At 70.9% G+C, this 11,708-nt stretch carries 9 protein-coding genes; 7 read left to right on the top strand and 2 right to left on the bottom strand.

The genetic code is table 11. The features are described 5' to 3' along the window. Positions 1–426 precede the first annotated feature (426 nt). Entirely contained in the window at positions 427–1,290 is an 864-nt protein-coding gene (locus ABGB18_RS08790; protein ID WP_347694876.1) for an NAD(P)H-binding protein, read from the bottom strand. A gap of 84 nt (positions 1,291–1,374) precedes the next feature. Here ABGB18_RS08790 and ABGB18_RS08785 point away from each other — a divergent pair, with 84 nt between their 5' ends. After that, on the top strand, positions 1,375–2,115 hold the full coding sequence (locus ABGB18_RS08785) for a helix-turn-helix domain-containing protein (RefSeq protein ID WP_347694875.1): 741 nt from the start codon (positions 1,375–1,377) through the stop codon (positions 2,113–2,115). A gap of 221 nt (positions 2,116–2,336) precedes the next feature. On the opposite strand, the gene ABGB18_RS08780 is transcribed toward ABGB18_RS08785, so the two are convergent. Then, positions 2,337–3,248, bottom strand: a complete 912-nt coding sequence (locus ABGB18_RS08780) for a helix-turn-helix transcriptional regulator (protein ID WP_347694874.1) — start codon at positions 3,246–3,248, stop codon at positions 2,337–2,339. Between the two features lie 300 nt (positions 3,249–3,548). Here ABGB18_RS08780 and ABGB18_RS08775 point away from each other — a divergent pair, with 300 nt between their 5' ends. The 6 genes from ABGB18_RS08775 (at position 3,549) to ABGB18_RS08750 (ending at position 11,679) form a co-directional block, all read left to right on the top strand. Further along, complete coding sequence (locus tag ABGB18_RS08775) at positions 3,549–4,199, top strand: 2Fe-2S iron-sulfur cluster-binding protein (protein WP_347694873.1); 651 nt, start codon at positions 3,549–3,551, stop codon at positions 4,197–4,199. Position 4,200: 1 nt separating this feature from the next. Continuing rightward, complete coding sequence (locus tag ABGB18_RS08770; protein ID WP_347694872.1) at positions 4,201–5,181, top strand: xanthine dehydrogenase family protein subunit M; 981 nt, start codon at positions 4,201–4,203, stop codon at positions 5,179–5,181. After that, on the top strand, positions 5,178–7,391 hold the full coding sequence (locus ABGB18_RS08765; RefSeq protein ID WP_347694871.1) for a xanthine dehydrogenase family protein molybdopterin-binding subunit: 2,214 nt from the start codon (positions 5,178–5,180) through the stop codon (positions 7,389–7,391). The genes ABGB18_RS08770 and ABGB18_RS08765 overlap by 4 nt, the downstream gene beginning before the upstream one ends. 434 nt (positions 7,392–7,825) lie before the next feature. Beyond that, positions 7,826–8,479, top strand: coding sequence for a (2Fe-2S)-binding protein (locus tag ABGB18_RS08760; RefSeq protein ID WP_347694870.1), 654 nt, complete (start codon positions 7,826–7,828; stop codon positions 8,477–8,479). Positions 8,480–8,491: 12 nt separating this feature from the next. Further along, positions 8,492–9,484, top strand: a complete 993-nt coding sequence (locus ABGB18_RS08755) for a xanthine dehydrogenase family protein subunit M (protein ID WP_347694869.1) — start codon at positions 8,492–8,494, stop codon at positions 9,482–9,484. Beyond that, complete coding sequence (locus tag ABGB18_RS08750; protein ID WP_347694868.1) at positions 9,481–11,679, top strand: xanthine dehydrogenase family protein molybdopterin-binding subunit; 2,199 nt, start codon at positions 9,481–9,483, stop codon at positions 11,677–11,679. Before ABGB18_RS08755 ends, ABGB18_RS08750 begins: the two co-directional genes overlap by 4 nt. Positions 11,680–11,708 lie beyond the last annotated feature (29 nt).

The following is an 11,708-nucleotide window of genomic DNA, read 5'->3' as shown; positions in this document are numbered from 1 at the left end:
GCACGCCGACACCCAGAATGAGACGAATGAGACGAATGATGCTAAAGTGAATATTGAGGCGATTACCGCTTAAGAATTCGCCGGATTACGAGTGGTCTTCTCATACACCACGATCATGGACGCGGCCGCGGTGTGACGTGTAGACCTGGGACCACCGTGAGACTCATCGCCGTTGGGCGCAGAACGCACCTGTTACCGGGCGCTCGCTCGGCAGATCAGGACCGAGCTCACGCGGCACCGCGGCACGCTGGTGAGACACCATGCGGTGGGGACAGGCCAGTGTCGAGAAGATGCTCGGAGCGTGACCGGTGGTGGCCGCGTTCTGTCCGCGGTTACCGCTCCGGGGGTCGGTGGATGCGGCCTGCCCGGTGCGGGACGTATCCACGAGACCTCCGCTGAAGATCACTCACATGCGGGAAACGGGGGCTAGCGCTCGTTGATGGCCGCCTCCAGGATCGTACGGACCGGCGTGGCTGCGCGCTGGAGGAGGTTCTCGAGTTCGGGTCCGGTGGTGGCGAACTCCCCGCGGCGTGCCGCGCGGAACATGCCGAGCAGCATGTCGGCCTGATCCGCGGGCACGCCGTGGCCGATCAAGGTAGCCGTCCACGTGGCGTCGTCGGCGACGACGCGTCTGATGGTGCGTCCGGTGAGCTCGGTGATGATGCCCGCGATGTCCTGGAGGTCGAGCGCGACCGGCGCGGTCAGCGGCGGGGTTGGACCGTCGAACCGGCCCTCGTCCGCGAGGATGATCGCCGCCGCTTCTGCTAGGTCGGCGTGCGTTGTCCACGACACGGGGCCGTCGGCCGGCGCGATGAGCTCGCCGGTCTCGAGGGCCCGGCCGAGCAGGCGCCGGACTGTGCTCGCGTAGAAACCGTTACGGAGCGCCGTGAACGGTGTGCCGGTCTTGGACAAGTGGCGCTCGCTGGCGGCGTGGTCGGGCATGGGGGCGAAGACCGAATCCTCGGTGGCGCCCTGGTGGCTGGTGTAGAGGATGCGTCGCGCACCGGCGTCGCGTGCGGCCTCGATCGCCGCGACGTGCTGGGCAACCGCCGCCTCGCCCGTCTGGTTCGTCGAGACGATGAGCACCTGCGTGGCGCCCTCGAACGCCTTGGCGAGGGAGCGCCGGTCAGTGAAGTCGCCGCGCCGCACGCGCACCCCACGTGCGGCCAGGTCACCCGCGCGGTCAGTGTCGCGAACACTGACACCGACTTGGCCGGCCGGAACCCTCCGGATCAGCCGATCAACGATCTGAGAACCGAGCTGGCCGGTTCCGCCCGTGATGATGATCATGATTCATCCTCTCAAGAAGCGCCTTAACGCTGATACTACCAAGGATAGCAACATAGATAGCACAAATGCGTTATCATTGGAAATATGGAGAACGCCAGGTCGGGCAACGCCGGCAAGCACAAAACGCGAGCGAGCATCGTGGAGGTCGCGGCGCGACTCCTGCACGAGCAGGGCACAGCCGCGGTCACCACCCGCGCGGTCGCACAGGCGGCCGGTATGCAGGCACCGACCATCTACCGGTTCTTCGAGGACAAGGACGCGTTGCTCGATGCTGTCGCCCAACACGTCTTCACCACCTACGTCGCCGGAAAGAGGCTCGTCGAGGACAGCGACGACCCGGTGGCGGATCTTCGGGCCGGATGGGATGCGCATATCGGCTTCGGCCTTGCCAACGCGGCACTGTTCGGGCTGCTCACCGATCCCAACCGCGGGACACGTTCACCAGCGGCGGCCGCCGGGCTGGAGATTCTGCGTGCTCGGGTGCGGCGCATCGCGGCAATCGGCCGGCTTCGGGTCACCGAACGGCGCGCCGTCGAACTCATTCACGCCGCCGGCACCGGCGCCGTGCTCACCCTGCTGTCCAGCCCACCGCAGGACCGAGACCTCGGCCTTGCCGACGCGATGTATGAAGCAGTGATGCGACAGATCCTCACCGATGCGCCGGCGCTTCCCGCCGACGGCACGACCGCGGCGACTGTCGCGTTCCGGGCCATCGCCCCGAAGCTGCCGATGCTCACCGACGCCGAACGCACCCTGCTGTCGGAGTGGCTGAACCGTGCCGGCGACGACCCAGCCAGTTTCGACGCCTCGCATCGTCGCGGCTGAGAGGGAGGCCCTGTCACAGCATCCGCGAGGGCCTGGCAGGCGGTGGACCGGCCGAGCCGCAACGTCCGGCCCGCCTCGATGACGCTGACGCTTCCGCCAGCGGGGCGGCGCTGGTCTGCGGTGCCGCGGGACCGATCACGCGAGGCCAGCCGACGCGCTTGTCGCCTGGCAGCATCCGATCCTCGGGCCGTCGGCCGCGGTGATCGGCTGATCTTTGGCGTTCAGTCCTGGACCCTGGTGATGCCGCCGGGTGTGCTGGCCGCGTTCGGCGCATAGGGGGCGGCGGTGCCGTGGTCGAGTGTGGTGGCCCAGCTGGCGAGGAGGCGAAGTTTGTCTTCGGAATCAGTTGCGGGCGGGGCGCCGTAGGCGACCACGGTGAGTCCGTCGGTGGCCAGCTCCAGGGATTCGTAGGTGAGGTGGAGGTCACCGACCACGGGATGGCGGACGGATTTGCTGCCGAGGTGGTGCTGGCGGACGTCGTGGCGGGCCCAACGGGTGCGGAAGTCGTCGCTGCGGGTGGACAACTCGCCGATGAGGTCGGTGAGGTCTTTGTCGTAGGGGTCGCGGCCGGCCTGGGCGTGCAGGAGGGCGACGGTGATGTCGGCGGCGCCATCCCAGTCGCCCCAGAACTGGTCGGAGCGGGGATCGAGGAAGATGAACCGGGCGTGGTTGGGGGTGGCGCCGCGGGCCGCGTCGAACATGGGCGCCAACAGGGCACGGCCGAGAGTGTTGGTGGCCAGGACGTCGCTGAGGCCGTTAGTGACGAAAGCCGGGGCGCCTGTCATGGAGTCCAGGAGCCGCTGGACCGAGGGCCGCACCTGGTTGTGGGCAGGGCGCCGCCGCCGCGGACGGCGGCCCGCGGCACGGGCAAGATCCTCCAGATGGATGCGTTCTTCGTCGTTGAGCCGCAGCGCACGGGCCAGGGCGCCCAGGACGTGGTCGGACGCCCCTGACAGGTCGCCGCGTTCGAGGCGGGAGTAGTACTCCACGCTCACTCCGGCCAATTGGGCGACCTCGGTACGGCGCAGTCCGGGAACCCGGCGGGTGCCATGGGAGGACAACCCGGCCTGTTGTGGGCTTATCTTGGCGCGCCGGGAGGTCAGGAACTCACTGATCTGGCTGCGGTTGTCCACCCTCCCAGGGTAGGCCGCCCTCCACCTTGCTGGGATGCCCTGCCAGTACACCCTTCACCAGTGCCTTTCTCCCTATCTGTCCGGCACTTGTACTGGCAGTGGCGACTCGCCCGAGGCTGGTTGATCCCAACCCGCGGGTAGGCCGCTGAGAGCACACCAACCCAAGAAGCACGAGATGCGTGGCGGTGCCGCACGCCCCCGCGCTTCTTGCCCCTGACCTGCGGCGCACGCTCGCTCGATGTGGTGTGCCCGTACCGCGCCTTTCGGTCCTCTCGCTGATCGAAGAGAAGTGAGGAGTTCATGTCTGACAAGCTCCCTGACGAAGATCGCCGCGATGGGCACGCCCCGCCGGGGGCGTCCCGGCGGAGTTTTCTTTCGACGACCGCTGCCGGTGGTGCGGTGGCCGGCATCCTTCCGTCCGCGCTCGCCACGGAGCAGGCCGGCGCGTCGATCAAACGGCTCGTGGCACCCGGTGGCCACAGCAGTGCGCTGTCGGCGACCGTGAACGGGCGACGGCACCAGGTGACGATCGACAACCGGACGTCGCTGCTGGATCTGCTGCGCGAGCGGCTCGCCTTACCCGGCGCCAAGAAGGGCTGCGATCAGGGCGCGTGCGGTGCGTGCACGGTGCTGGTGGACGGCCGCCGCGTCAACGCGTGCCTGACGCTGGCGGTGCGGTGCCACGACGCCGAGGTCACCACGATCGAGGGCCTGGCCTCCGAGGACGGTGAGCTGCACGTGTTGCAGCGGGCATTCATCGAGCAGGACGCCTTCCAATGCGGCTACTGCACCCCGGGACAGATCCTGTCCGGCGTGGCCTGCATCCGCGAGGGCCACACCGGCTCCCGGGAGGAGATCCGCGAGTGGATGAGCGGCAACATCTGCCGCTGCGGCTGCTACGTCAAGATCGTCAACGCGGTCGCGCGGACGGCGCGCGAGGGCAGGAGTTGACATGTACCCCTTCGCCTACACCAGGCCTGCCGACACCCGTGCCGCGCTCACGGCCGGGGCGCGCGGCGGCCGCTACATCGCCGGCGGCACGACGCTGGTCGACCTGATGCGCGAGACGGTGGAACGCCCTGGCACGCTGGTCGACATCAGCGGCCTGCCGCTGTGGGAGGTGCGGGCCACCGCGTCCGGCGGGCTGCGGATCGGCGCGCTGGCGCTCATGTCCGACGTCGCCGCGCACCCGCGGGTGCGCGGCGCCTACCCGGTGGTGGCGCAGGCGCTGGAGCTGAGCGCGTCGGCACAGCTGCGGAACATGGCCACCATCGGCGGCAACATCCTGCAGCGCACCCGCTGCACCTACTTCCGTGACGTCAGTGCCGCCTGCAACAAACGGCAACGCGGGTCCGGGTGCGCCGCCCTGGAGGGCTACAACCGCTCGCACGCGATCCTGGGAACGTCGAATGCGTGTGTGGCGACCCATCCGTCCGATCTGGCGGTGGCGTTGGTGGCACTGGACGCCATCGTGCGCCTCCTGGGCCCTGACGGGGAGCGCAGCCTGGCCCTGACCGAGTTCCTGCTGCGGCCGGGCGACACGCCCGACCGCGAGCACGACCTGCGGCCGGGCGAGCTGATCACCGCCGTGGAGATCCCGCCGCACCCGCAACCCCTGCGCTCGGGCTACCTGAAGGTCCGCGACCGGCAGTCGTACGAGTTCGCGCTCACCTCCGCTGCGGTCGCGCTGCACCTCACCGGTGGTGTCATCCGCGACGCCCGGATCGCCGCCGGCGGGGTGGGCACGGTGCCGTGGCGGCTGAGCGCGGTGGAGCGGCAGTTGGTGGGCGCCCACCCCTCCGAGGAGTTGTGGGCGCAGGCCGCAGCGGTCGCGGCGGACGGCGCGCGCCCGCTGCGCCACAACGCCTTCAAGGCTGAGCTGCTCAAACGCACCATCGAACGTCAACTACGCACAGTGGGAGGAACGCGATGACACGGCCCGCGGCGGGCACGCCGCTGTCCCGGGTGGACGGGCGGCTGAAGGTGACCGGCCAGGCCGCCTACGCCGCCGAGCACGACGCCCACGGCACCGTACGCGGAGTCGTCCATGGCGTGATCGTCACCAGCACCATAGGGAGGGGACGGATCAACGGGATCGACACCCGGGCCGCCGACACCCTGCCCGGCGTGCTCACGGTGATCAGCCACCTGAACGCGCCGAAACTGCCCTACCTGCCCTTCCGCGGTGTGCCCGATCCCGCTCGGGGAGGGGGCGAGCGCCTGCGCGTCTTCCAGGACGACCGGGTCAGGTTCTTCGGCCAGCCTGTCGCCGTCGTGGTGGCCGAAACCCTGGAGGTCGCCCAGCACGCGGCGACTCTGGTGAGGGTCGGCTACGACGGCGAGCGGCCCGCGACCGACCTGGCCGCCCCGGCAGGCCCGCCCAACGAGCCGGAGAACTATCAGCGAGGCGACGTCGAGACGGCGCTGCGGCAGGCACACACCCTGCTGAAACAGACCTACCGGCTCACCCGTGAGCATCACAATCCGATGGAGACACACGCCACCATCGCCCGCTGGGACAGCGACCGGCTCACCCTGTGGGACAAGACCCAGAACGTCCTCAACACCCGGGCCGACCTCGCCAGCGTGTTCGGCATCCCGCCCGAGTCGATCCGGGTCATCTCACCGTTCGTCGGCGGCGCGTTCGGCAGCGGACTACGAGCCTGGCCGCACGTCACCATCGCCGCGCTGGCCGCCCGCCAAGTGCGCCGCCCGGTGAAGGTCGTACTGACCCGCAAGCAGATGTACACCGGGACGGGGCACCGTCCCGTCACCGACTACACTCTCACCCTCGCGGCGGGACAGGACGGCCGCCTCACCGCCGCCGTGCACGACATCCGCGCCGAGACCTCCACCTACGAGGACTACCGGGAGGCGCTGACCATACCGGGCCAGATGGTGTACGCCACGCCCAACGTCCGCCAGACCTACCGATCGATCCCGCTGGACATCAATACCCCCACCTACATGCGCGGCCCCGGGGCGGCCACCGCCGCATTCGCCATCGAGTGCGCCATGGACGAGCTCGCCCACGAACTCGGCATCGACCCGATCGAACTGCGCCTGCGCAACGAACCCGACCGGGATCCGGGCACCGGGGCGCCGTTCTCCACCCGGCGGCTGCGCGAGTGCTTCCGCATCGGCTCCCGCACTGTCGGCTGGGAGGATCGCGATCCCAAGCCACGCTCGACCCGCGACGGCAACTGGCTGCTGGGCACCGGCGTCGCCGTAGCCTGCTACCATACCCTGCGCGCCCCGGCTCAGGCCCTGGCCAGACTCGACGCCGACGGCAACGCGATCGTCCAAAGCGCGACCTCCGACATGGGACCCGGCACCTACACCTCCATGACCCAGGTCGCCGCCGACGCCCTCGGCCTCCCCACGCGCGAGGTACGGTTCCAGCTCGGCGACTCGACCATGCCGCTGTCCCCGCCCCACGGCGGCTCCCTCACCATGGCCAGCGTCGGCTCCGCCGTCCAGGACACCTGCGACAAGCTCCGCCGGCAAGCCATCCGGCTCGCCGTCGACGACCCTGGCTCGCCTCTGCACGGAGCCTCAGCCGACGACGTCGCCGTTCAGAACGGCCGCCTGCACCTGCGCGACGACCCCGAACGCGGCGAGACCTACCGGCAACTGCTGGCCCGCACCAACCTCCCCCACCTGGAGGCGCGCGGCGGGTACACCCCCGGGGACGAGGTGGAACGGTTCTCCACGCACGCCTACGGCGCGGTGTTCGCCCAGGTCGCCGTCGACGAACGCCTCGGCCTGGTACGCATCCGGCAGGTGCTCGGCGTGTACGACGCCGGCCGCGTCATCAACCCCAAGCTCGCCGAAAGCCAGGCAATCGGCGGCATGGTCGGCGGCATCGGCATGGCCCTGCTGGAGCACACCGTCACCGACCCGCGCGACGGCCGCATCGTCAACGCGAACCTGGCCGACTACCTCGTCCCCGTCAACGCCGACGTCCCCGACGTCAACGCCATCTACCTGGGCGGCGACGACCGCACCGCCGACCCCATCGGCGTCAAGGGCCTGGGCGAGGTGGTGATCGTCGGTGTGGCGCCCGCCATCGCCAACGCCGTCTTCCACGCCACCGGCCGCCCGATCCGCGCCCTCCCCATCACCATCGAAGCCCTCCTGTGATGCCGGGCGGAAGCCCCGCTCCAACAAACCCATGCGGGTGATCTCCCTGCCGGGACGGCCGAGCGGCCGGGCGGGCGAGTGAGGTGGTCGATGTCGGGGAACGGCGTCGCGGCGTGCCCACGCCCGTGTCAGCCGCAGCGCAACGCCTCGCGGTCGGCCCGTTGTGCGTCGTGTCATGATGCCGGCGGCTCCGCCGCTTCCGAGCCCTTCTCCGGGACGAACCACGCCTGCGCCCCTCGCCGGCTTGCGCGCCGATCCCGCCGTGGGTAGCCGAGCCCGCGACCGGCTGTTACGACAGACCCCCTCCGCGGGTCGTTAACCTGTGCTTTTGTGGGTAACGGCCCGGGGAGGGGGTCGGCTCGCCGGCTCCGCCTGCCGACTGCCGGGCACCGGCACGAGCGGTCACCGGCGACACCGGATCGAGAGGGGTGCACATGTCTTCCGAACTCTCGGGCTCACCTGTCCCGCCCGAGGAGGAGCCCGCGTTGCCGCTGTCCCGGCGTACGTTCATCGCGACGGCGACGGCGACGGCGACCGCGGCGACCGTCGGTAGCGTGGTCGCGGCGGGCGAGAGGGTTCGAGGGCCGGCTCCGCTCGGGACCCAGCCGGTGGCACCGCCCGGCGGAAGCGTCTCGCTGGCCGTCAACGGCGAGCGGCGTACCGCGATGATCGACAACCGCACCTCGCTGCTGGACCTGCTGCGCGAGCAGTTCGCGTTGACGGGCACCAAGAAGGGCTGCGATGCCGGCGCCTGCGGGGCGTGCACCGTGCTGGTGGACGGTCGCCGGGTAAATGCCTGCCTGACGCTGGCGGTGCGACTGGAGGGCGCCGAGGTCACCACCATCGAAGGGCTCGTCCCGGGCGGCGACGGCGCACTGCACCCGTTGCAGCAGGCGTTCATCGAGCAGGACGCCTTCCAGTGCGGCTACTGCACCCCCGGCCAGATCATGTCCGGCATCGGCTGCATCCGGGAGGGCCACACCCGCTCGCCGGCGGAGATCCGGGAGTGGATGAGCGGCAACCTCTGCCGCTGCGGCTGCTACACGAAGATCGTCAAAGCGGTCGAGCAGGCCGCCGGGGCGACGTGAGATCCGGCTCCGATGCACCCTTTCACCTACACCAAGGTCTCCGACATCGCCGGCGCGCTCGCCGCCGGGCGTCGTGGCGGCCGCTACCTCGCGGGCGGCACCACGCTGGTCGACCTGATGCGCGAGAACGTCGAGCGTCCCTCCACCCTGGTCGACATCAGCGCCCTGCCGCTGGGCGAGATCACCGCCACGGCGGGCGGGGGCCTGCTCATCGGCGCACTGGTGCGGATGGCCGAGGCCGCCGCCCACCCCAAGGTACGCGCCACCTTCCCCGTCATCTCGCAGGCCCTGGAGTCGAGCGCCTCCGCCCAGCTCCGCAACATGGCCACCATCGGCGGCAACATCATGCAGCGCACCCGATGCCCCTACTTCCGCGACGTGACGGCGGCCTGCAACAAGCGCGAGCCGGGCTCGGGGTGCGCGGCGCTGGGCGGCTTCAACCGCACACACGCGATCCTCGGCGCCTCCGACCACTGCGCCGCCACGCATCCCTCGGACGTCGCCGTGGCGTTCGCGGCGCTGGAGGCGAACGTCCATCTGCTGGGCCCGGACGGGCAGCGCAGCGTCGCCTTCGCCGACTTCCTGCTGCCGCCGGGCGGCACTCCGCACCGCGAACAGGCCGTGCGGCCGGGGGAACTGATCACCGCCGTCGAGATCCCGGCCCATCCGCGCCCGCTCGCATCCGGGTATCTGAAGGTACGCGACCGGCAGTCGTACGAGTTCGCGCTGACCTCGGCGGCGGTCGTGCTGCATCTGCGCGACGGAGTGATCCACGAGGCGAAGGTGGCCGCCGGAGGGGTCGGCACCGTGCCGTGGAAGCTGCCCGCCGTCGAACGCCGCCTCATCGGTGAACGGCCCTCGCGGGCGCTGTGGGCCGAGGCCGCCGAGCGGGCGGCCGACGGGGCCCGCCCGCTCGAACACAACAGCTTCAAAATCGAACTTCTCAAGCGCACCGTCGAACGCCAACTGCGTGTTGTGGGGGACCTCATGGGAGACGCCGCATGAGCCCGCGAGCCGTCGGGGCGCCGCTGTCCCGGGTGGACGGGCGCCTGAAGGTGACAGGACAGGCGAAGTACGCCGCCGACCACCCGGTTGACGGGGTCGTACACGCCGCCATCGTCGGCAGCACCGTGGGCCGCGGGCGCATCACCGGCATCGACGCCCGCGCGGCCTCGGCCCTGTCCGGGGTACTGAAGGTCATCAGCCACCGCAACGCGCCCAAACTGGCCTACCTCCCCAACCCGAGCTCGAACAACCCGGAAGACGGCGAGCGGCTGCGCGTCTTCCAGGACGACAGGGTCCGCTTCCGCGGGCAGCCGGTCGCGGTCGTGGTGGCCACGACGCCGGAGGCGGCCCGGCACGGCGCGAGCCTGGTCGCGGTCCGCTACGACGCCGAGCAGCCGTCCACGGACCTGGCCGGCGCCCCCGCGAGCACTCCGGTGACCTACGCGCGCGGCGACGCCGACCTGGCCGCACGGTCCGCCAAGATACGGCTGGAGATGACCTACCGCACCGCCCGCAACCACCACAACCCGATGGAGCCGCACACCACCATCGCCCGCTGGGACCGCGGCCGGCTCACGGTCTGGGACAAGACCCAGTGGGTCGTCGGCACGCAGCGGGAACTGTCCGCCGTGTTCGGCGTCGAGCTGGGTGCGGTGCGGGTGATCTCGCCGTTCGTGGGCGGGGCGTTCGGCAGCGGCCTGCGCGCCTGGCCGCACGTCATCATCGCGGCCCTGGCCGCGCGTGTGGTGGGCCGCCCGGTCAAGCTCGTCCTCACCCGCCGGCAGCTCTACTCGGGGACGGGCTTCCGGCCCGCGTACGAGTATCGCCTCCGCCTGGGCAGCGACCGGCGCGGCCGGCTGACCGCGATGGTCCACGACATCAGGGCGGAGACCTCGTCGTACGAGGACTTCAGGGAGAACGTCCTGGTAGCGGGGCAGATGCTCTACAGCATGCCCCACGTCCGCCAGACGTACCGGACCGTGCCGCTGGACGTGAACACTCCGCTGTACATGCGCGGCCCCGGTCACGTCACGGCGGCCTACGTCATCGAGTCGGCGATGGACGAACTCGCCCACGAGCTCGGCATCGACCCGATCGAGCTGCGGCGGCGCAACGAACCGGCCGAGGACGAGTCGAACGGGATGCCGTTCTCCACCCGGCGGCTGCGCGAGTGCTACACCGTGGGCGCCCGCGCATTCGGATGGGACCGGCGCTCCCCCGAACCGAGGTCCACGCGCCGCGGAGACTGGCTGATCGGCCTCGGCATGGCCGCCGGCGTCCACGGCACCGTACGGAACCCGGCCCAGGCCCGGGTCCTGCTCGACGCGCGTGGCACCGCGCTGGTCGAGGCGGCGACCAGCGACATGGGCCCCGGCACGTACACCTCCATGACCCAGATCGCCGCCGACGCCCTCGGCCTGGCCGTGGAGGCCGTGGAGTTCCGGCTCGGCGACTCCGCCATGCCGCGGACCCCGGCCCACGGGGGCTCGCAGACCACGGCGAGCGTCGGGTCCGCCGTCCAGGACGGCTGCGACAGGCTACGGCGCCAGGCGATCGAGCTGGCCGTCGCGGACGGGCGATCGCCGCTGCACGGCGCCGACGCCGGTCACGTCACGGTCAGCGGCGGCCGGCTGCACGTCAAGAACGACCCCGCGCGCGGCGAGACCTACCAGCAGCTCCTGGCCCGGCACGGCCGCGCCCGCCTGGAAACGCTCGGCCTCTTCGAGCCGGCCGAATCCGGGTTCGCCACGGCCGCCTACGGCGCGACGTTCGCCGAGGTCGCCGTGGACCACAGGCTCGGCCTGGTCCGGGTGCTGCGGATGCTCGGCGTCTACGACGCGGGGCGGATCATCAGTCCCAAGCTCGCCGAGAGCCAGGCGCTCGGCGGCATGGTGGGCGGCATCGGCGCCGCCCTGCTGGAGCGCACGGTCACCGACCACCGCGACGGCATGATCGTCAATGCCGACCTCGCCTCCTACCTCGTCCCGGTGAACGCCGACGTACCCGACCTGCGGGCCGTCTTTCTGGAGGGTGCCGACCCCGAGGCCGGTCCGATCGGCGTCAAGGGCCTCGGGGAGGTGGTGCACATCGGCGTGGCACCCGCCATCGCCAACGCCGTCTTCCACGCCACCGGCCGCCGCGTCCGCGAGCTCCCGATCACGGCCGAAGCCCTGCTGTCAGCTTCTCGGCGGTAAACGAACCGAGCTTGCAGCTCCTCGCCGTC

Origin of the sequence: Nonomuraea sp. B12E4, from assembly GCF_039871825.1 — a bacterium.
GTDB lineage: Bacteria > Actinomycetota > Actinomycetes > Streptosporangiales > Streptosporangiaceae > Nonomuraea.
This window is presented reverse-complemented; position numbering and strand designations above follow the sequence as displayed.

Bases quoted from the DNA above. Each gene is read 5' to 3' on its own strand.
- ABGB18_RS08790 (WP_347694876.1), bottom strand. From the start codon at position 1,290: ATGATCATCATCACGGGCGGAACCGGCCAGCTCGGTTCTCAGATCGTT.
- ABGB18_RS08785 (WP_347694875.1), top strand. From the start codon at position 1,375: ATGGAGAACGCCAGGTCGGGCAACGCCGGCAAGCACAAAACGCGAGCG.
- ABGB18_RS08775 (WP_347694873.1), top strand. From the start codon at position 3,549: ATGTCTGACAAGCTCCCTGACGAAGATCGCCGCGATGGGCACGCCCCG.
- ABGB18_RS08770 (WP_347694872.1), top strand. From the start codon at position 4,201: ATGTACCCCTTCGCCTACACCAGGCCTGCCGACACCCGTGCCGCGCTC.
- ABGB18_RS08765 (WP_347694871.1), top strand. From the start codon at position 5,178: ATGACACGGCCCGCGGCGGGCACGCCGCTGTCCCGGGTGGACGGGCGG.
- ABGB18_RS08760 (WP_347694870.1), top strand. From the start codon at position 7,826: ATGTCTTCCGAACTCTCGGGCTCACCTGTCCCGCCCGAGGAGGAGCCC.
- ABGB18_RS08755 (WP_347694869.1), top strand. From the start codon at position 8,492: ATGCACCCTTTCACCTACACCAAGGTCTCCGACATCGCCGGCGCGCTC.
- ABGB18_RS08750 (WP_347694868.1), top strand. From the start codon at position 9,481: ATGAGCCCGCGAGCCGTCGGGGCGCCGCTGTCCCGGGTGGACGGGCGC.